At 66.0% G+C, this 20,313-nt stretch carries 21 protein-coding genes; 7 read left to right on the top strand and 14 right to left on the bottom strand.

Annotated features, from left to right (window positions below; all coding sequences use genetic code 11):
* Positions 1-65: 65 nt before the first annotated feature.
* Complete coding sequence (locus HF877_RS19590; RefSeq protein WP_169622871.1) at positions 66-1,730, top strand: class I adenylate-forming enzyme family protein; 1,665 nt, start codon at positions 66-68, stop codon at positions 1,728-1,730.
* On the opposite strand, the gene HF877_RS19585 is transcribed toward HF877_RS19590, so the two are convergent.
* Together HF877_RS19585 and HF877_RS19580 are read right to left on the bottom strand one after the other, a co-directional pair.
* Positions 1,727-2,653, bottom strand: a complete 927-nt coding sequence (locus tag HF877_RS19585) for an amidohydrolase family protein (protein WP_169622870.1) — start codon at positions 2,651-2,653, stop codon at positions 1,727-1,729. The genes HF877_RS19590 and HF877_RS19585 overlap by 4 nt on opposite strands.
* Before the next feature lie 52 nt (positions 2,654-2,705).
* Positions 2,706-3,230: a ribonuclease H gene (locus HF877_RS19580; RefSeq protein ID WP_169622869.1), complete on the bottom strand. Its 525-nt coding sequence runs from the start codon at positions 3,228-3,230 to the stop codon at positions 2,706-2,708.
* Between the two features lie 87 nt (positions 3,231-3,317).
* Here HF877_RS19580 and HF877_RS19575 point away from each other — a divergent pair, with 87 nt between their 5' ends.
* From HF877_RS19575 to HF877_RS19565, 3 genes are all read left to right on the top strand, one after another.
* Entirely contained in the window at positions 3,318-4,253 is a 936-nt protein-coding gene (locus HF877_RS19575) for a DNA-3-methyladenine glycosylase 2 family protein (RefSeq protein WP_169622868.1), read from the top strand.
* Positions 4,254-4,344: 91 nt separating this feature from the next.
* Positions 4,345-4,818 (top strand): MarR family transcriptional regulator, encoded by a 474-nt coding sequence (locus HF877_RS19570; RefSeq protein ID WP_169622867.1) that lies wholly within the window; start codon positions 4,345-4,347, stop codon positions 4,816-4,818.
* 81 nt (positions 4,819-4,899) lie between these two features.
* Entirely contained in the window at positions 4,900-5,409 is a 510-nt protein-coding gene (locus HF877_RS19565) for an acyl-CoA thioesterase (protein WP_169622866.1), read from the top strand.
* A 37-nt stretch (positions 5,410-5,446) separates the two neighbouring features.
* On the opposite strand, the gene HF877_RS19560 is transcribed toward HF877_RS19565, so the two are convergent.
* The 4 genes from HF877_RS19560 to HF877_RS19545 all read right to left on the bottom strand — a co-directional run bounded on the left by HF877_RS19560 (position 5,447) and on the right by HF877_RS19545 (position 10,064).
* Complete coding sequence (locus HF877_RS19560) at positions 5,447-6,595, bottom strand: acyl-CoA dehydrogenase family protein (RefSeq protein ID WP_169622865.1); 1,149 nt, start codon at positions 6,593-6,595, stop codon at positions 5,447-5,449.
* 76 nt (positions 6,596-6,671) lie between these two features.
* Positions 6,672-8,189 (bottom strand): acyl-CoA synthetase, encoded by a 1,518-nt coding sequence (locus tag HF877_RS19555; protein ID WP_169622864.1) that lies wholly within the window; start codon positions 8,187-8,189, stop codon positions 6,672-6,674.
* 62 nt (positions 8,190-8,251) lie between these two features.
* Entirely contained in the window at positions 8,252-9,037 is a 786-nt protein-coding gene (locus HF877_RS19550; RefSeq protein ID WP_169622863.1) for an enoyl-CoA hydratase, read from the bottom strand.
* 55 nt (positions 9,038-9,092) lie between these two features.
* On the bottom strand, positions 9,093-10,064 hold the full coding sequence (locus HF877_RS19545) for an LLM class F420-dependent oxidoreductase (RefSeq protein WP_169622862.1): 972 nt from the start codon (positions 10,062-10,064) through the stop codon (positions 9,093-9,095).
* Positions 10,065-10,102: 38 nt separating this feature from the next.
* Between HF877_RS19545 and HF877_RS19540 the strand changes: the two genes are divergently transcribed.
* The 3 genes from HF877_RS19540 (at position 10,103) to HF877_RS19530 (ending at position 11,854) form a co-directional block, all read left to right on the top strand.
* Positions 10,103-10,879, top strand: coding sequence for an MOSC N-terminal beta barrel domain-containing protein (locus HF877_RS19540; RefSeq protein WP_346765246.1), 777 nt, complete (start codon positions 10,103-10,105; stop codon positions 10,877-10,879).
* Positions 10,880-10,964: 85 nt separating this feature from the next.
* The gene (locus HF877_RS19535; RefSeq protein ID WP_240952783.1) at positions 10,965-11,606 is read left to right on the top strand and encodes a hypothetical protein; all 642 of its coding nucleotides are present in this window, start codon (positions 10,965-10,967) and stop codon (positions 11,604-11,606) included.
* Entirely contained in the window at positions 11,606-11,854 is a 249-nt protein-coding gene (locus HF877_RS19530) for a helix-turn-helix domain-containing protein (protein ID WP_169622859.1), read from the top strand. The genes HF877_RS19535 and HF877_RS19530 overlap by 1 nt, the downstream gene beginning before the upstream one ends.
* A gap of 7 nt (positions 11,855-11,861) precedes the next feature.
* On the opposite strand, the gene fahA is transcribed toward HF877_RS19530, so the two are convergent.
* The 8 genes from fahA to HF877_RS19490 all read right to left on the bottom strand — a co-directional run bounded on the left by fahA (position 11,862) and on the right by HF877_RS19490 (position 20,309).
* On the bottom strand, positions 11,862-13,049 hold the full coding sequence (fahA, locus tag HF877_RS19525) for a fumarylacetoacetase (protein WP_169622858.1): 1,188 nt from the start codon (positions 13,047-13,049) through the stop codon (positions 11,862-11,864).
* On the bottom strand, positions 13,046-13,927 hold the full coding sequence (locus tag HF877_RS19520; RefSeq protein WP_169622857.1) for a hypothetical protein: 882 nt from the start codon (positions 13,925-13,927) through the stop codon (positions 13,046-13,048). Before HF877_RS19520 ends, fahA begins: the two co-directional genes overlap by 4 nt.
* Positions 13,924-15,126: a homogentisate 1,2-dioxygenase gene (locus HF877_RS19515; RefSeq protein WP_169622856.1), complete on the bottom strand. Its 1,203-nt coding sequence runs from the start codon at positions 15,124-15,126 to the stop codon at positions 13,924-13,926. Before HF877_RS19515 ends, HF877_RS19520 begins: the two co-directional genes overlap by 4 nt.
* A 115-nt stretch (positions 15,127-15,241) precedes the next feature.
* Positions 15,242-15,769, bottom strand: a complete 528-nt coding sequence (locus HF877_RS19510) for a MarR family winged helix-turn-helix transcriptional regulator (protein ID WP_169622855.1) — start codon at positions 15,767-15,769, stop codon at positions 15,242-15,244.
* 99 nt (positions 15,770-15,868) lie between these two features.
* Positions 15,869-17,200 carry an MFS transporter gene (locus HF877_RS19505; protein ID WP_169622854.1) on the bottom strand — a complete coding sequence of 444 codons (1,332 nt, stop codon included), beginning with the start codon at positions 17,198-17,200 and terminating at the stop codon, positions 15,869-15,871.
* A 34-nt stretch (positions 17,201-17,234) separates the two neighbouring features.
* Complete coding sequence (locus HF877_RS19500; RefSeq protein WP_169622903.1) at positions 17,235-18,689, bottom strand: FAD-dependent oxidoreductase; 1,455 nt, start codon at positions 18,687-18,689, stop codon at positions 17,235-17,237.
* Positions 18,689-19,486: an SDR family oxidoreductase gene (locus HF877_RS19495; RefSeq protein WP_169622853.1), complete on the bottom strand. Its 798-nt coding sequence runs from the start codon at positions 19,484-19,486 to the stop codon at positions 18,689-18,691. Before HF877_RS19495 ends, HF877_RS19500 begins: the two co-directional genes overlap by 1 nt.
* Positions 19,479-20,309: an SDR family oxidoreductase gene (locus HF877_RS19490; RefSeq protein ID WP_169622852.1), complete on the bottom strand. Its 831-nt coding sequence runs from the start codon at positions 20,307-20,309 to the stop codon at positions 19,479-19,481. Before HF877_RS19490 ends, HF877_RS19495 begins: the two co-directional genes overlap by 8 nt.
* Positions 20,310-20,313 lie beyond the last annotated feature (4 nt).

The following is a 20,313-nucleotide window of genomic DNA, read 5'->3' as shown; positions in this document are numbered from 1 at the left end:
GGGCGGCGTGGCATCTTGTGCGTCACGTGACACGAGTAGTCGTCGGCAACCGGAAAGGCTCGTCCATGACAGCACCCGCAGATCTCCAACAGATGCTGATTCAAGTCACTTCGAAACTCACCGGGCCCGGTGGACGATTCGAGGTCGTCGAAGAGAACGTGCGCGGAAACCGGATGCCGGTGATCCGGAATCGGGACCGGAAGGTCGGCGATCTCGTCGCCGCGTCGAGGGCGTGGGGTGACCGGGACTACCTGATCACGCTCGATCGACGGATGTCGTTCGCCGAGCACGCCGACGCTGTGGCGGCGGTGGCCACCGCGATGCGCGACGAGTACGGCGTCGGCAAAGGCGACCGGGTCGCGCTCCTCGGCGCCAACTCCCCCGAGTGGATCGTCGCCTTCTGGGCGTCGCAATGCCTGGGTGCCGTCGCCGTCGGCCTCAACTCCTGGTGGACGGCGTCCGAACTCGCCTACGGTGTCGACCTCGTGCGGCCGAAGGTCGTCGTGACGGACGCCAAGCGTGCCGACGTGCTCGCCCAGACGGGCCTGTCGGGGTTCACGGTCCTCACCGTGGAAGACGACCTGCCACGGCTGGTCGCCGAGCGGACCGGAGCAGAACTTCCCACGTCCGACGTCGACGAGGACGACCCCGCCGTCATCCTGTTCACGAGCGGGACGAGCGGACGCCCCAAGGGAGCTCTGCATTCTCAGCGCAACCTGCTGGCCGTGGTGGACTACCACCGCTACTCGGACGCGATGGTCGCGCACATGTACGGCCGGACCTACGACGACTCCGTGCCCAGCGACAACCGGTATCTCCTGACCTCGCCGTTGTTCCACATCGCGAGCCTCCACAACCTCGCGGTGCCCAGGCTGGCCACGGGCAGTGCCGTCGTGATGACCGAGGGCCGCTTCGACGTCGATCAGGTCTTCGGGTTGATCGAGCGCGAGAAGGTCACCAACTGGGGTGCGGTGCCGACCATGGCCGCACGCATGCTCGAGCACAAGGACACCGACCGTTACGACCTGTCGTCGCTGTCTGCGTTCGCACTGGCCTCCGCGCCCTCGTCGCCGGCGTTCAAGAAGCGGCTGCGCGAGAAGTTCCCGTTTGCGGACCAGGCTCTGGTGGACAGCTACGGCCTCACCGAGTGCAGCACCGCGGTCGCCGTAGCCACCGCGGGTGAGCTCGAGGCGTTCCCCGGGACCCTCGGACGACCGATCCTCACCGTCGCGATGGAAATCCGCGATCCTCTCGGTGATGTGGTGCCCGAGGGCGTCGAAGGCGAAGTCTGCGTTCGCAGCCCGTTCGTGATGCTGGGGTACTGGGAGGACGAGGCGGCGACCGCCGCGGCGATCACGCAGGGCGGCTGGTTGCGCACCGGAGACTTCGGTGTACTCGAGCAGGGACGACTGAGGCTGACCGGCCGACGCTCGGATCTGATCCTTCGCGGCGGGGAGAACGTGTACCCCACCGAGATCGAGCAGGTGCTCGACGAGCATCCCGCAGTCCAGGAATGCGCGGTGGTCGGCGTCGATCACGAGGATCTGGGGCAGGAGGTGGCGGCAGTGGTCGTGCTCCGTCCGGGCTCCGACGTCAGTGAACAGGACCTGCGCGACTTCTGCGCGGAACGGCTCTCGTACTACAAGGTGCCCGCACACTGGCGGATCACCGGCGACGCACTCCCCCGAAACGCGACCGGGAAGATCCGGAGACGCGATGTGACCGTCTAGGAACGGGACGGCCGGCCACGGTCACCCTGCCCCGGCGAGCGGCCGCGTTGTTCGATTCCGAACAGCGCGGCCGCGTTGTCGTGGCACACCGCCCGAAGCCAGTCCGAATCCGGTGCGACACGTGCGAGTGCCTCCAGTTGATGGAGATACGTGTAGGGAATATTGGGGAAGTCGCTTCCGAGAAGGATTTTCGACCGCAGGACGTCGAGCCTCGGCAGAGCCTCCCGAGGAAACGGCGTGTCCTCCTCGACGAAGTCGGTGAACGCCATCGTGGTGTCCAGGTGGACCCGCTCGTACCTCTCCGCGAGATCGAGGAAGTCGACGTATTCGGGTAGCCCCATGTGCGCCACGATCACCGTGAGTTTCGGGTGCCGCCGCAACAATTCCGCCATCGGCCCCGGTCCCGTATGGGTGCCGGGCGCCGGTCCCGACCCGCAGTGCACCACGATCGGCACCTCGGCGTCCTCGAGCAGGCCCCACACCTCGGTCAGCAGCGGATCGAAGGGTGTGTAGTCGCCGACCTGCAGGTGCGACTTGAACACCTTCGTCCCCGCGTCGAGCGCGGAGGTGACATACGCGCCCGCCTCTGGTTCGGGATAGAAGGTCGAGGTATGGAGGCAGCCGGGAGTGCGGGCGGCGAAATCGGCTGCCCACGAGTTGAGCCACGCCGCCATGTCGGGCTTGTGCGGGTACACCATCGAGGTGAAGCACCGCACCCCGAACGCCCGCAGTCGCTCGACCCGCTCTTCTTCGCTGGTCCGGTACGAAATCGGCCAATGCCGGCCCACCAACGGCCCGGCCGAGTCGAAATATGCCCACACCTTGTCCATGACGCTGGTGGGCATGAAGTGGGTGTGCACGTCGACGAGTTCGTCGAGGCCGTGTTCCCGCCGGAACCGCGCGATCTGATCAACCTCGCTCATGCCGCGACCGTACCCGAGCGGCCTCGAGCGACGTGCCGGGCCGCACACCTCGTCAGAAGAGCGTGAGTTCGACGTCTCCGGCTCTGGCCGTCTCTGCCCGCGCCACCGCGCGCGGCAGCGGATCGGGTACCTCGATGGGCCCGGGCCGGGCCGCGACTTCCCGGGCCGCCTCGCCGGCGAGCGTGTCGGCGACTTCGTTGAAGTGGTTGCCGACATGACCGCGTACCCAGCGGAACCGCACCGGTCCGGCGCGTTCGACGAGTTCGCGGTCGATGGCACGCACGAGTTCGATGTTCTTCACCGGCGATCCCGTGGACGTCTTCCAGCCCTTGCGTTTCCATCCGGGCAGCCACTCGGACGCACATTTGATGGCGTACTGCGAGTCGGATTCGATGATCATGGGTTCGGTACCGGGATGCGCACGCAGTGCCTCGAGCACCGCACGGAGTTCGGCGATCTGGTTGGTACCGGAGCGTTCACCCCCCGATGCACTCGGTCCTTCGTGATTGACCCACGCCCATCCGATGGCGCCACCTGGATTACGCAGGCAGGATCCGTCGGTGCTCACGATGATCATGTCGCCGACCATAGCCTTTCCGTCCGACACCGGGAAACCGTCGCGGCCGTCACAGAAGTCCGACCGCTACAGAGGTACGGTAGGTCGGTGACCGCGTCCGTCAACGATGCCGCACCTGTCGACACTCTCGTGAGGGTGCCCGGGCCCGTCGACGTCGCACAAACCCTACGCCCGCTGCAGCACGGACCCCGCGACCCCTGCCACCGCCGTGACGGAAGTGCCCTCTGGCGTGTGTCGCGCATGGAGACGGGTCCTGTGACCTACCGGATCACGCAGGCCGGGACCGATTCCGTCCGCTGCCTCGTGTGGGGCCCCGGCTCCGGGGAACTGCTCGATCGGCTTCCCGCTCTCCTCGGCGCCCACGACGACCCGTCCGGATTCGCTCCCGCTCACCCTGCGCTCGCCGAGGCGCACCGCCGCATGCCCGGTCTGCGTATCACCCGCACGGGCCGCGTACTCGAAGCACTCGTCCCCGCCGTCCTCGAGCAGCGGGTGCACGGCATCGCGGCGTTCGCCTCCTGGCGTCACCTGGTCACCCGCTTCGGGGAGCCCGCACCCGGTCCCGCACCGCAGGGCATGCGGGTGCCGCCGAGCGCGGAGTCGTGGCGGCGGATCCCCTCGTGGGAGTTCCATCGCGCGAACGTCGACCCCGCAAGGGCCAAGACGATCGTGCGGTGCGCCCAGCTGGCCGACTCGCTCGAGCGTCTCGTCGACGACGATCCAGCGCGAGCGCGTCGCGCGCTGCGTTCGGTGCCCGGCATCGGGGTCTGGACGGCCGCCGAAGTCGCGCAGCGGGCCTTCGGCGACGCCGACGCCCTGTCTGTCGGCGACTATCACCTCGCCACGGTCGTCGGCTGGGCACTGCTCGGTTCGCCGCTCGACGACGCCGGCATGGTCGAGTACCTCGAACCCCTTCGGCCGCATCGGTATCGAGCCGTGCGGCTGCTCGTCGAATCCGGAGGATATTCGAGCGTCCCGCGGCGAGGCCCGCGTACCGCGGTCACCGATCACCGCCGTCACTGATCGTCAGCGCTGTCACAGCCGCCACGACCACAGCCGTCACCGATCGGCACGATTCCCGCCGCCAGATTGCCGACCTCAGGGAGGTGTACGAATGTCCGACCCCGACAACTATCCCGTGCCGACCCGGCTCGACCATCTCCCGAGCTTTCTGCTGACGCAGTCCGCCATGCGGGTGCACCGCGTGGTGTTCGACCGTCTCGATGCGGCCGGCGCACGCGGCCATCACTACCGGATGCTCTCCGCCCTCGACGAATTCGGCCCGTCCAGCCAGGTCGAACTCGGACGCCGATGTGGTCTCGACCGGAGCGACGTCGTTGCATGCATCGACGCACTGGCCGACCGCATGTACGTCCGGCGCGCCTCCGACCCCAAGGATCGCCGGCGCAACATCGTCAGTCTCACGCGGAAAGGCCGCGACCGCCTGGCAGAACTCGAACGCGTGCTCACCGCCGTGCAGGACGAAGCTTTCGCGCCGCTCGACGCCGACGAACGCGAGCAACTCGTCGCCATGCTGACGAAGATCATCGACCACCACGTCCACCTCACATCCGAGCGGCGGCCGTAGGCGCGCACACCGGCGACAGTCGTACGCTGGATAGGTGCGATCGGCAGAGATCCTGCAGGTCCCGCGCTCGAAAGGATCCCGGTGGAAGCAAAAACCTGCAGCGAATCACGAGTTGTCAAGACCAATAGGGTCTTTCCCAACGACGTCAACGATCACAACACCCTCTTCGGCGGGAAGTTGATGAGTGATATCGACATGACCGCGTCGATTTCGGCGACCCGCCACAGCCGCGCATCCGTGGTTACGGCCTCGACCGACTCTGTGGCGTTCCTCGCACCTGTGCACCAGACCGACTCGGTGTGCCTCGAGTCGTTCGTCACCTGGACCGGTCACAGCTCGATGGAAGTGTTCGTGAAGGTGACCGCCGAGAATCTGCGCAGCGGAGACCGCCGCATCGCAGCGACTGCCTTCCTGACGTTCGTGGCGATCGACGACGACGGGCGACCCACCGCGGTGCCGCCGGTGATCCCGGAATCCGACGAGGAGCGAAAGCTCAACGCCTCCGGAGAGGCGCGCGCCGAACATCGCCGGGCGCACCGTCGCCAGAGTCAGGAAATGGCTGCGTACCTCACCACGAGAAGGCCGTGGTGAGGTAACTCGCCCATCGAGACAACCACGCGGCCCGCTGCTACAGCGACCGTGCGATGAGCACCTTCATGACTTCGTTCGCACCTGCGTAGATGCGCTGTACCCGGGCGTCTTCGTACATCCGGGCGATGAGGTACTCCCGCATGTAGCCGTAGCCGCCGTGCAGCTGGACACACCGGTCGACGACCTCGCACTGCTTGTCGGTGAGCCAGTACTTGACCATCGCCGCATCGGCGGGGTCGAGGCGGCCGCGCAGGTGCTGCTCGATGCAGTGGTCGAGGAAGATGCGGCTGGTGCGGGCGATGGTCTGACACTCGGCAAGCTCGAACGCCGTGTTCTGGAATTCGAAGAGGCTGTGCCCGAACGCTTGTCGCGCCTTGGTGTACCGAACGGTCTCGTCGACCGCGCGCTGCATGGCGCCGGCCGCCTGCGCGCCGATGATCAGACGTTCCTGCACGAGTTGCGCCATGAGCTGCGCGAAGCCCTGTCCTTCTTCGCCGAGCAGGTTCGACACCGGCACCCGCACGTCCGTGAACGACAGTTCCGACGTGTCGGCGGCATGCTGCCCCACCTTGTCGAGCACGCGCCCGACCGCGAAGCCCTCACAGTCGCGCAGATCGACGATGAGCAGCGAGACGCCCTTGGCACCGGCCTTCGGGTCGGTCTTGACGGCGAGGACGATGACGTCGGCCGACGACCCGTTGGTGATGAACGTCTTCGACCCGTTGACGACGTACTCGTCGCCGTCGCGGATCGCGCTGGTCTTGATCGCCTTGAGATCCGAACCGGCTCCCGGCTCGGTCATGCCGATCGCACCGAGGATCTCGCCGGTTGCCATCCCGGGCAACCAGGTCCGCTTCTGCTCCTCCGTGCCGTACTCCAGGATGTAGTGCGCAACGATGCCGCTGTGCACGGAGATGCCGAGCGCGAGGTCGCCGGAGTATCCCTGCGCTTCGAACACGGCGAGGTCGTGCGCGAACGTGCCGCCGCCACCGCCGTACTCTTCCGGAACCGAGCACAGCAGCAGCCCCAGCTTGCCTGCCTCGAGCCATACGTGGCGGTCGATGCAACGCTGCTCGTCCCACTTCTCCGCGTGCGCCATGACCTCGCGTTCGAAGAAATCGCCCGCCAGTTCCGACAGTGCCCGCACCTCGTCGTCGTGCCACGACGGCACGTGCTTGTTCCTCATGTGTCCCCTTCGTTGATGACCCGCCGGAACGGCTGGATGTCACAGTGTCGCCCGGCGTGCCCGACGCGGCCTCCGGTCAGACCGCGCGCAGTTCCCGCTTGAGCAGCTTGCCGCTCTGGTTGCGCGGGAGAGTATCGACGAAACGGACGATCTTGGGCACCTTGAATGCCGCGAGCCGGTTCCGCACGTGGTCGACGAGTTCGCGCTCGGTGACCGTGTGACCGTCCTTGAGCACGACCACCGCGGTGACCGCCTCGATCCACTTCTCGTCGGGGGTCCCGATGACGGCGACCTCCGCAACGGACCCGTGCGTGTAGAGGGCGTCCTCCACCTCACGGGAGGCGACGAGGATGCCGCCGGTGTTGATCACGTCCTTGATCCGGTCCACGACGGTGATGTACCCCTCCGGATCGCGCGTGACGAGGTCACCGGAGTGGAACCAGCCGTCGCGGAAGGCTTCCGCGGTCGCATCCGGGTTCTCCCAGTAGCCGAGGCACAACTGCGGCGACCGGTAGAGCACTTCACCCGGTTCGCCGTCGGGAACGTCGTTCCCTTCGGCGTCGACGACGCGGGTCTCGACGAACAGCACCGCGCGCCCGCACGACGAGGGGCGGTCGGCGTGCTCGTCGGGCCCGAGCACGCAGGCCAGGGGGCCGATCTCGGACTGGCCGAAGCAGTTGTAGAAGCTCAGGTCGGGGTAGCGCTCGCGCAACCGGTTGAGCACCGTGACCGGCATGATCGACGCGCCGTACTGCGCTTTGCGCAGCGACGAGAGATCGCGCGTGTCCAGATCGGGATGGTTGGCCAGGGGGACCCACACGGTGGGGGCGAGGAACAGCGATCCGATCCGCTCGGATTCGACCAGGCGCAGGATCTCCGGGATGTCCGGGGCCGGCAGCAGGGTGATCGTCGCGCCGACCGCGAGGTACGGCAGCAGGAACACGTGCATGGCCGCCGAGTGGTACAGCGGCATGCAGATCAGCGGGTTGTCGTCGGCGCGCAAGTCGAGGGCGACGATCGACGACGTGTACTCGTGTACCAGTGCGCCGTGAGTCATCATGGCGCCCTTGGGCTTCGACGTGGTTCCCGAGGTGTACAGCAGTTGCACGAGATCGTCGGCGGACGGCGCGGCGTCGAGTGCCGGCACGGGACCGTCCGTCGCCTCGCTCAGCAGCGACGCGTCCTCGTCGCGCAGTGCGAGCACGTGCTCGGCGGGAACGTCGGGCAGAACGCGGTCGAGTTCGCCGCGCAGCGCCGGATCGACGAGCACAGCCTTGGCCCCGGACTGCGCGAGGAGATAGGACAACTCTTCGCCGCGCAGCGCGTAATTGATCGGCACGTGCACGAGACCGGCGCGCGCCGCCCCGAGGTAACCCAGCACATACGCGTCGGAATTGGTGCCGTACCCGGCCACGCGATCGCCGGCGGTGAGGCCGAGGGACAGCAGACGCGCGGCGGTCCGGGACACGGCGGCGTCGAGTTCCCGGTAGGTGAGGCTGCGATCGGCGAACCGCAACGCCACACGGTCGGGGAACCGGGCGGCGGAACGGTGCACTACAGCGTCGACGGTGTTCGCACGGGGATCGGAACTCATGCGGGCAACGTTATAGGACGTCCAACAATTGGTCGAGACCTAGCGCTCGATAAGCGCCGCGGTCACCGTCCCGTCCACACCGGCGCACGCTTGTCGACGAACGCGGACATACCCTCCTGCGCGTCGTCGAGGACGGCGTTGGTCGCCATCGTCTCCGCCATCGCCTCGTACGCGGCGTCTTGAGGGAGTTCGATCTGCCGGTAGAACGCCTCCTTGCCGATCCGCACCGTCACCGGCGACGCGGCCGCGATCTTCACCGCGAGTGCCGTCGTCTCGGTGTCCAGCGCCTCCGCCTCCACGACGAAGTTGACCAGGCCCCAGTCCGCCGCCGTCCGGGCATCGATCATGTCGCCCGTGAGCAGCATCTGCAGTGCGCGTTTCCGCCCGACGGCCCGGCTGACCGCGACCATCGGTGTCGAGCAGAACAACCCGATCCGTACGCCGGGTGTTCCGAACTCCGCACTGTCCGCAGCCACCGCGAGGTCGCATGCGGCGACCAGTTGACAGCCCGCCGCCAACGCGGGCCCCTGCACCGACGCGATCACCGGCTGAGGGATCGCCTGCACGGTCTTCATCATCTCGTTGCAGGTGTCGAAGATGGCGCGCTCTTCTTCGAGGGTGCGCCCGATCATGTCCCGCAGATTGTGGCCCGCGGAGAACGCCGGCCCCTCCGCACGGATCACGATCACCTTCGTATCCGAGGACAGTGCGATCAGCCCCGCGATCACCTCGCGCATCGTGTTCACGGACAACGTATTGCGCTGCCGGGCGTTGTTCAGGGTGAGCACGCCGATTCCACTGGCCTCGTCGACGGCGACGAGTACGGGCGCGGTACTGGTGTCGGTCATGCTCCCAGCCTGCCGGACCGGCCCGGCCCGCACCACCGCGACACTCGGTGAGAACTCAGCGCGGGGCGAGAGCGCGGATCATCGGCGCGGGATCCTCGGAGGGCAGAAGCGCGATCGCCGGCGTCGTCACGCCGTTGTCCATGTAGCGCTCCACGTGCTCACGGCATGCTTCCGGAGGACCGTGCACCACGAGATCGTCCACGACCCGGTCCGGGATCGCCTCGAGTGCCCCCTTGCGGTCACCTTCGGCCCACAGCCGCCACATTCCCGCGAAATCGTCGGACCGTCCGAGGAATTCGTGAAAGGCGCGGTAGACCGGAACGTTCATGTACGCGGCGATCATGCGGCGCCCGATCGCGCGGGAAGTCTCTGCATCCATGCCGGGGAGCACGAAGATCCGCGCGACGATCTCCTTACCGGCGCCGCCTTCGTCGACATACGGGGCAACGGTGCGCACGTCGTCGGCCGACAACCAGTTCACGATCGCACCGTCCGCTTCCCTACCCGCCAGCCTGAGCATGCCCGGACGCAACGCAGCGAGCAGAACCGGCGGCGCGGGGTCCGGGACGAGGCCCGCACGGAAGCCCTGGACCGAGAAGGTGTCGTACTCGTGGCTCACCTTCTCACCGGCGAGGGCGGACCGCAGGAACCGCAGGGTGTCGCGGGCGCGCTTGAACGGTTCTTCGAACGGGATCCCGTTCCACTTCCCGACGATCACGTCGGAGGACGTACCTACCCCCAGCACGAACCTGCCGGGCGCCGCGGCCGCGAGAGTCGCGGCAGACATCGCGAGCGTGGCCGGCCCGCGGGTGTACACCGGCACGATCGCGGTGCCCAGGCGGAGGGACGGGGCCCAGGTGCTCGCCAGCGCGAGGGGCGTGAAGGCGTCCGCAGCCCCCGCCTCCGACGACCAGACGTCGGTGTAACCGAGATCCGGCAACTCCTCGATCACCCGTCGTTGCTCGGAGAAGGGAATGCCGTCGAGCGGAATGGTGAGGCCCCACCGCCGTGTCGTGTTGTCCGTCATGGGCGACACCCTAGTCATCATGTGGCCCCTGTCACCCGGTGAGCTGTCCTCCCCGGTCACACGGCCGCGCCGTATGCTGGCATGTTGTGCGAATCGGTCAGCTCTGGCGTTATCCGGTGAAGTCGTTCGGTGGAGAGCGCATGGACGCAGCCACCGTCGAGTCGGACGGACTGCGCGGAGACCATGTGTGGGCGGTCGTCGATCCGGAGACCGGCGATGTCGCAAGCGCAAAGCGGTTCCGCCGCTGGGGTTCTTTGCTGTCGTGCCGTGCGCGACTGCTCGACGAAGTCGATCCGCGCGACCCTGCCGCCCTGGAGATCACCCTGCCCGACGGCACTGTGGTGCACGGCAACGACCCCGCTGTGGAGGATCTGTTGTCGGACACGACCGGACGGCCCGTCCGGCTGGAGACCCGCCCGCGCACCTACGACGAAGCGCCACTCCACCTGGTGTCCACGTCCGCGGTCGATGCGCTCGGCACCGGGGACGCATCGGAGATCGCGCTGCGTCGTTTCCGGCCACAGATCGTCGTGGCGGCGGACGAGGATGCGGGATTCCTCGAAGACGGCTGGGTCGGGAAGCAGGTCGGGATCGGCTCCGCGACGGTCGAACCGAACAAGCTCACCTCACGGTGCGTGATGGTGACGCTCGCACACCAGGAGGTGCCCGCGCGGCGCGACATGCTCCGCACGGTGATGGCGCGGCCGGTCGCACCGGGACTCACGGACGATAAACCAGGTGCGTACGTCGGGGTCTACGCGACCGTCACCCGGTGCGGCCTGATCGCGGTCGGGGACACACTCGAGATCCGGTAGTCCGCCCGAGACCGATAGACATATCGTTTTTCGATATGTATAACGAATATCGATATTATCGACTTTCGTTATGCTGGCAGGCCCCATGCGCACGGTCGAAGACGCACCATCGATCACTCCTACCGAGACGTCGAACAAGGACCGGAGGGACCTCTGGGCGTCGATCACAGTGTTCGCGGCCACGGCCCTCGTCGTCGTGGTCAACTATGTCGTCGGACTCCTCGACGACCTGGAGAACCGGACCGTGACGGCGCGGTTCTCCTTCGAGCACACGCCTCCGCCGAACATGTTCTCTCCCAATGGAACTCCAGTCTCCGTCGCAGGAACATCGAACATCGACATTCCGACCGGGGACGTGTCGCCCGTGACCGTCGGCTTCCTCCGCAGCGCCGACGCACTGGAAACAATCGGCTACCTGGCGGTTCTGGCTCTTCTCACCTGGGTCATGGTGAGGTTCGTGCGCGGGCGGTTGTTCGACAAAGGGGTCATCCGCGGAGTCACCGCCGCGTCGGTCGCCGCCGTCATCACCATCATTGCGCCGACGTTTCCCCGCGTTCTCGGCTCCAATCTCGCCATTCGGGATCTCGCCTGGGACGACGGTGTCGGCGCGCAGGGAATCGGACCGGAGTTCTGGTACGCGTACGTCTTCTGCATGGCGCTGTCCGCCGTCGCCGTCGTACTGCGCATCGGTAGCCGTGTGGCCCGCGACAACGAGGGACTCGTCTGATGCCGCCCGACAACGATCACGCCGTGCAGTGCCACCTGGACGAGTTGCTCGAGGCACGCGGCATGACGCTGGCACACCTCGCCGACCAGGTCGGTGTGAGCGTCGTCAATCTTTCGGTGCTCAAGAACGGGCGCGCCCGCGCGATCAGATTCTCCACCCTCACCGCGGTATGCCGGGTCTTGAACTGCACTGTCGGGGAACTTCTCTCGGTCGACGAAGAGCCCGAAGCCCACGATCGACGGGCATGAGTGCCGGTCAGTTCACCGCGCCCGTGGCCGGCAGAATACGAGTGCGGACCTCGCCGAATCCGATACGGGTGCCGTTGGGGCCCGGTGCGGTGGCCGAGATGGCGATTTCGTCGCCGTCCTCTACGAACGTGCGGGTGTCATCTCCGACCTGCACGGGTTCCTTGCCACCCCACGTGAGTTCGATGAAGGCGCCGCGCTGGTCCTTCTCCGCCCCGGAGACGGTGCCGGAACCGAACAGATCGCCGGTCCTCGTGGCCGCCCCGTTGACCGACGTGTGGGCGAGCATCTGCGCCGGCGACCAATACATCTGCGCGTACGGGGGACGCGACACGATATGGCCGTTCCATTCGACGGCGAGATCGATGTCCAGACCCCACTTCTCGTTGCCCGTCAGATAGGGCAGCGGTTCCGGGTCCTGCACCGGCGTGTCGATCCGCGCGGCCTCGAGAGCGGCAAGCGGCACCACCCACGGAGAGATCGACGTCGCGAACGACTTTCCGAGATTGGGGCCGAGCGGGACGTACTCCCACGCCTGGATGTCGCGGGCCGACCAGTCGTTGAGGATCACCGCGCCGAAGCAGTGGTCGGCGAACTCGTCGGGAGCGATCTGTGAGCCCATCGGCGAACCGACGCCCACGACGAACCCCATTTCCGCTTCGATGTCGAGCCGGATCGACGGGCCGAAGACCGGCACCTCGTCGTTCGGTCCCTTGCGCTGACCGCACGGGCGCACAATATCCACACCCGAGGTCACGACGGTGCTCGACCTGCCGTGATACCCCACCGGCAGGTGCTTCCAGTTGGGCATGAGCGGGTCGGGGTTCTGGGGACGGAACAACCGGCCCAGGTTCGAGGCATGATTCTCGGAGGCGTAGAAGTCGACGTAATCGGCGACCTCGATCGGAAGATGCATCGTGACGTCGTCGATCGTGAATACCGCGTCGTCGTCGAGGTCACCGGTGATCGCGTCCTGGATTGCGGCACGGACCTCGTCCCACCGCGTGCGTCCCTGTGCCATGAATGCGTTGAGTGACGGTTCGGCGAAGACGATGTCGTCGAACAGCCGGCTCAGGTCGAGAACCGAATCACCCACGCGCACACCGACGCGCGGTTCGGTATCCGCGGTGGAGAAGACGCCGTAGGGCAGGTTGTCCGGTCCGAAGAGTGAGCCCTCGGGGATTGCGATGACGGTCATGCGGCAGTTCCTTCTGAGTTCGGGGAATCGGTGGACGGCACGAGACCGAGGGCACGGAGGTCGGCGAGCGGCTCGGCGATACTGCACGTGCCGTAGGAAAGGAATCGGGCTCGCACCTCGGCAGCGCGTTCCTCGGGTAGGACTGCGAGCCGAGCAGCGAGCGCGGCGCCGTCCCGTTCGGCGAAAATCCCGACGACAGTGTGTGCGTCCGCACCCTCGAGAACAGCCGCGACCGCCGCCAGCACGTTCACGAAACCGTGTTGTTCGAAGCCGGTGTCGCGCGCGGTGTTACGGACAGCGTGGTGGAGCCCTGCCGTCGCCTTGAATGCAATCCCGGCCACGACAGCGGTGGTGATTGCCTCGGCGAGTTCGGCTTCGTCGGGGTATGCCTCCGCGACCACACCGCCGGTGCGGAACTTGGCCGCATACGGACCTCCGGCGAGACGTTGCAGGATGACCGCACGCCGCGTGTCCCGGGGAACTTCCACGAAGATCGTGATGTCCGGATGCGACGTCGAGATTTGCCCGAGCGCGGCGAACAAGTCGTCGACCGCGCAGTCTGCGGGAACCGCGGTTTCCAGAGCGACGACGGTCACGGAATCCAGCACGGCTGCATGCTCGAGTGCGGACTGCATTGCCGACGGTGCCGGTACCGTCAAGCTCAGCATCAACTCACCGGGGTGCGGGCACCGCGTGAGCAACTCTGCTAGTTCGCCCAGCCGAGCTGCCGGAAAGACAAACGATCCGACAAGTGCTGCGTGGGAAGCCTTTTTGTGCTCCGCGTGTGCGGACACAGCTTCGGGGAGAGGTGCGTTGCCGGGCGGAAACAACGCGGCGTCGTCACACAATCCGGTCAGGAGCGGCCCGTAACTGCTCACTTCGCCGCTCCTGCATTGCGGTTCCAACTACTCGTGTACGACGGGTCCTCACAGGCAAGTGCACCTTCGCCGAGTTCGAGTGGGCGGAACGTGTCGACCATGACCGCCAATTCGTCGAAGAACTCGGCACCGATGCTGCGCTCGTAGGCGCCGGGCTGCGGACCGTGGGCGTGGCCTCCGGGATGGACGGATATCGACCCTTGTCCGATGCCCGAGCCCTTGCGGGCTTCGTAGTCGCCGCCGCAATAGAACATCACCTCGTCCGAATCGACGTTCGAGTGGTAGTACGGCACCGGAATCGCGAGCGGGTGGTAGTCCACCTTGCGGGGAACGAAGTTGCAGATCACGAAGTTGTTGCCTTCGAACGCCTGGTGTACAGGTGGCGGCTGATGGACACGGCCGGTGATCGGCTCGAAATCATGAACGGAGAACGTGTACGGGTACAGGCAGCCGTCCCACCCGACGACGTCGAAGGGATGATGCGCCATCACGTATCGCGTGCCGACGATGCCGTGTGACGTGCGGTGCTTGACGAGGACTTCGACGTTCTCCTCCTCGACCTGTACCAGTTCCGCGGGACCGTGCAGATCGCGCTCGCAGAAGGGAGCATGCTCGAGGAACTGTCCGTACTTCGACAGGTAGCGCTTCGGCGGAACGATGTGGCTGTTCGCCTCGATGACGTAGGCGCGCAACGGCTCGTCACCGGTTGGCACCCAACGATGCGTGGTCGCCATCGGCAGCAGCACATAGTCGCCGGACTTGGCCGAGAGAGTACCGAAAACCGTGTGGACGTCGGCAGTTCCGGATTCGACGTACACCATCTCGTCGCCGACCACGTTGCGGTACAGCGGCGACTCCTTCGACGAGACGACGTAGGAGATCCGCACGTCCGGATTTCCGAGGATCAGGCGCCGGCCGGTGACCACGTCGGTCTCCGACCAGACCTCCCGGGGGAACAGCTTGTGGAGTTCGAGATGCCGCGGTGTGAGCGGGTGGTTCGGCGTGGTGTTCTGGTCGCCGAGTTCCCATTTCGTGGCGTCGGCGATCGCCGACGGAATGTGCCGGTGGTAGAGCAGCGACGAGTCGGAGGAGAACCCCTCCTCGCCCATCAATTCCTCGTAGTAGAGGTTGCCGTCGTCGTCGCGGTGCTGGGTGTGGCGCTTGGGTGGGATGACGCCGAGTTGTCGGTAGAACGCCATGATTCGAGCTCCTCGCATGTTCTCGAGCTGTCGCGAGCGACCCGCCTCGCATTAGTAAATACATTAACTAATTACGGATCGTGAGCGCAACCACTCGAACATGTCGGATCTCGGGTCAGTTGCGTCCGCGCACGTCGAACTGGTCGCGGTTCGTGATCAACTTGTTCAGAAGCATCACGAGGATCTGCTGTTCCGTCTCGGACAGCACGTCCACCCACGCCGCTTCACGTTCGTTCTGCGCGGCGAAGACCTCGACAATTTCCTCTTCGCCCTCGGGCGTGAGCGACAGCTGGACGGATCGCGCGTCGTGTGCGACCGGGGCCTTCCGGAGATGACCCGAGTCCACCAGCGGTTTTGCGAGATTCGATACGGCCGCCCTGCTCATGCCCGTCAGCCGGGCGGCCGTGTTCGGCTCGATGGGACCGGCCAGCCAGATCACGAACATGAGCCTGTATGCCGACCACGACCTCCCGCGAGGCCGATGGACGGTGGATTCGAGATCGTACGTGACAATGTCCGAGGCACGGTTGAGCGTGAGGAGAACCTCGGTCGCACTGCGATGGTGATCGCCGAACTTGCTGTTCAGACGATCCTGCGCGAGTTCGACAAAGGACCAGTAGTCGAGGTCCCGGGGAGCTGACATGCGGTTACAGTACCGCAGACACCATATTGTTCATGCATATATCAAATAGGCGACCTGAACGCCGGATCCGAAGTGGATGCCGGCGTCCAGGTCGATCCGTCAATCGGTCCGCAACTCGATTCCCTTGGTCTCCTTGATGGTGAAGACCGCAGCCAGACTGAGCAACGCACAGAAGACGAAGTACCCGGCAGGCGCCAAGGAATTCCCGGTCAGGTCGATGAGGTAGGTCGCGATGAACGGCGCGGTGCCGCCGAGGCACATGTTCGTGATGTTGTTGCCCAGCGCGATGCCGCTGTAGCGCACGGAGGCCTTGAGCATCTCGACGTAGACGACGAACGACGCACCGTTCACGACGGACACGCAGATGAACAGTACCGACTGGCCGAGCACGGCCTGCCAGATCGTTCCGCCCGCCATCAACATGAACATCGGAACGCCCAGCACAGCCGAAGCCGCACTACCCGCGAACAGCACCGGCTTGCGTCCGAACTTGTCGGCCATGTAGCCGGCGATCGGAAGGGTGATCACACCGAGCACCAGTGCGAGCGAAGTCGACAGGAAGGAAACCGACTTCGTCTGCCCACCTTCGGTCTGCAGGTAGGTCGCCGCGTACACCGAGGCGATGTAGTAGCCACCGACGATGAGCGCGCCGAGCATGACGATCTTGACGACGCTGCCACCCGAGGTCTTCAGCAGTTCGACGAACGGAAGCTTCTTGGTCTCACCTTTGTCCGCGAGTTCCTCGAACTGCGGCGTGTCCTCGAGATGGTTCCGGATCCAGACACCGACCACGCCGATGACGACGCTGAGCAGGAACGGAACACGCCAGGCCCATTCTAGGATCTGCTCCTCGGTGAATGCCGACGTGATACCCAGTGCGACAAGGGAAGCGACGAGGGACCCGAGATAGGTACCGGAGTTGACGAGCGATGTCTGCGTCGCACGCCAGCGAGCCGGGGCGGACTCGGAGACGAACGCGTTGGCGCCGCTGAGTTCGCCGCCCGCGGCGAAGCCCTGCAGACACCGGGCGAGCACCAGCAGCGCCGTGGCCCATACGCCGAGCGTCGCGTACGTGGGCATCAAGCCCATGGCGGCGGTGGCCACGACCATCAGCAGGATCGTCCAGGACAGCGCCGTCTTCCGGCCGTACTTGTCGCCGATGTGTCCGAAGAAGATTCCACCCGGTACCCGGAGGAAGAACGCGACGGCAAAGGCGGCGAACGTTCCGAGCAGTGCCGCGGTTTCGTTCTCGGAGACGAAGAACAAGGTGGCAACCATCGTCGCCATGTAACCGTAGATACCGAAGTCGTAGTACTCGACGACGGTGCCGACCACGGCAGCCCGGATGACCTTCGCCGTCGACTGCTTGGGCTGAGCGGGCTCTGCGACCGGGGGACTTTCCACGGCAGATGCCGCGTCGGATCCGAGCATGGTGTGTCCTTTGTAATTCGGGGGATAGCCGGCGTCAGACGCCGGCTGCGCCCAGTTCGGGGGATGTCGCAGCGGCGGAGGCGCCTGCTGCGTTGCGGCCCGCGATGCGGCCCATGGTCAAGGCGTTGGCGATGGCGTTACCGCCGCCGACGTAGCGGAGACCGAGGATCCCGGCTCCCGCTTCACCGGCCGCGTAGAGGCCGGGTACGACGTTCCCGATTGTGTCGAGAACTTCCGCATTGCTGTTGATTTCGAGTCCTGCGTGAGTGCAGACGAGTTCGGCCGGAAGCATCCGCACTGCGTAGAAGGGCGGATGCGCGATCGGGTCGGGATGTGACGTCGAGCCCTTGTTGGCGAGTGTCCGATGCCGCAGAAAGTCGTCGTCGATACCGACGGGCAACTGGGTGTTCCAGCGCTCCACCGTCCTGGCCAATGCTGCGTCCGGCACGTCGGTCAGCCGCGCGAGCTCCTCGAGAGTATCGGCACGCAGGGTTCGCCCGGCGTCCGCCTCTTCGGCGATGCGGTCGGCATCCCAGTCCGCGTATCCGGTGGGCAGTTCCGTTCGGGCCTTTTCATCGAACACCGCCCAGACCGGCCCGTCCTGACGGTCCATGATGCCGCCGGACACCGCATAGGACGCATCCTCGTCCATGAACCGCCGGCCCGCCTTGTTGACGTAGAGCCGGGACTTGGGCGGAAACCCCGCCTGCCAGTGGTGAAGATGCTGGAAGTACGCGGTCGGAAGCATCAATCCCCAGCCGTCACCGGCGATCGAGGAACCGACCTGCTCGCCGAAAAGCAGGTGGTCACCGCGACTACCCGGCGCGGCGACAACGAAGAGCGACTCGCCGGCCCGCAAGGCATACGGGTAGTAACGCTGTAGCAGGTCCGGGTCCTGGGCGAAACCACCGGACGCGACGACGACGGCGTGCGCCCGCACTTCGATGTCGTCCGCGACGACACCGGCCACACGCCCGTCGTCGACAAGGAGGCGCTGCACTCGGGTACCGAGGATCGCTTCGACCCCCTGCGCACGTCGCGCACGATCGAGGGTCTGCACCAAGCCGTATCCCTGATCCTTCGGGACATGTCCGCGCCAGACGTCCTCGACCCCGGCCTGACACAGCCCGGGCATGTGGGCGTTCGAGGACACCCGCGCCGGAATCTCCAGTCCCAGGCCGAGAAGCCACTCGAGGGTGGGGCCGGCGTTGTCGCAGAAGGCGCGGACCAAGCCTGGGTTGAGCACCCAGTGATTGAGATCCATGTAGTGCTGGAAGAACTTCTCGGCGCTGTCCTCGATACCGAGCCCGCGCTGCACGCTGGTGCCTGCCGCAGTGAACAGCCCGGCCGACAACTGTGTCGAGCCGCCCAACTCCGTCTCCGACTCGAAGAGCAACACACTCGCGCCGGCCTCGGCAGCGGACACTGCTGCGGCAAGCCCCGCGCCGCCGCCGCCGATCACCACCACGTCGATGACGTCGTCGTCGATCATGACAGTTGGTCTCCCGTTTCCTTGATGATGCGGTGGTACAGCCCGTTCGAGGTCAGACCGCCGTCGACAGTGAGTTCGCTCCCGGTCATGTAGCTGGAGCGGTCGGAGAGCAGGAACAGGACGGCGTCGGTCACCTCGTCGGCCGTGGCTGTCCGTCCCGCCGGGATGCTCTCGAGAGCTGCGCCGACGAATGTGTCGGCACCTTCGAGAAGCGACGTGCGGACGAGGCCGGGGTGCACCGAGTTCACCCGGATACCCCACTTCGCGAAGTTGCCCGCTGCGGACTTCGACAATCCCCGCAGTCCCCACTTGCTTGACGAATAGGCAGGAGAGAAGTAACCGATCTGCCCTGCGATCGAAGAGATGTTGACGATCGCACCGCCGCCTCCGTCGCGCATCAGGGGTGCAACTGCCTTGATCCCGTAGAACGGTCCGAACAGGTTGATACGCATGGTGGTTTCCCACACGTCGTCAGGGGTGTCCATGAACTCGAGCCTGCGCGAGATCCCGGCGTTGTTGACGAGTCCACCGAGTTCACCACGCAGCGAACGGATCTCGCCGACAACACGGTCCCATGCGGCGGCGTCGGTCACGTCGAGCGTATGCGCCGACGCGGACCCTCCGGCTGATCTGATCTCTTCGGCTACGGGCTCCGCATCCACCACATCTGCGAGGCACACATGAACACCGCGGGCCGCGAGCGCACGGGAGTGGTTGGCTCCCATACCTCCTGCCGCACCGGTGACGAGTACGACCGAGGGGTAGGTCGTAGCGTCGGCCACTGTGTCAGACATGCCGAGACCCACCGTCCACTGCAATGGAGTGACCGGTGACGTAACGCGCACTGTCCGAGAGCAGGAACAGCAGCGGGCCGAAGACCTCTTCGGGAGCACCGAGGCGGTGGAGCGGGACCGAGTCCAGAGCGTGCGCCAGTGCGGCGGGATCCTCCTGGACCCAACGAGTCATCTCGGTGTCGATATACCCGGGCGCAATCGAATTGACGCGAATACCCTTGTCGCCCAGTTCGACTGCGAGCGATTCGGTGAGGTGGGCAACGGCCGCCTTCGACGTGCAGTACGCACCACGGCCCTTACGGACACGCAGGGCAGAGACCGAGGACATGTTGACGATCGCTCCGCCCTGTTCCATGTGCCGCGACGCCGCCTGCGCTCCGAACAGCACACCCTCGACGTTGACCTCCAAGGTCATGGCGATCTGCTCGCGGGTGATGTCGTCGACGAGGGCGAACGGGAAGACGCCGGCGTTGTTGATCCAGAAGTCGATCCGGCCGAACTCCCGGAGTGCAACCTGCGCAAGCGCTTCGTGCTCGTCGGGATCGGTGACGTCCACGCGGGCACCGACGACCGTACCCGGCCGGGCCGCGAGGGACTCCGCCGCCAGTTCTGCGTTGATCTGCTGAGCGGTCTCCTTCATCTGCGTGTCGTTGATGTCGCCGCCGACGACGTTCACGCCGCGCGTCGCCAGACCGCGGGCGAACTGGGCGCCCATGCCGCGTGCGGCCCCGGTGATGACGGCGGTCTTACCGGCCATCTCGGGGTACGCGGCCGCGATAGGAGTCGTCACGGTGCGGCCCGGGTTCTGAGCGTCAACGGTCATGGTG

Source organism: Rhodococcus sp. BL-253-APC-6A1W (assembly GCF_012843405.1).
Lineage (GTDB): Bacteria > Actinomycetota > Actinomycetes > Mycobacteriales > Mycobacteriaceae > Rhodococcus.
The sequence above is the reverse complement of the archived record's forward strand: the minus strand, read 5'-3'. Positions and strand labels throughout refer to the sequence as shown.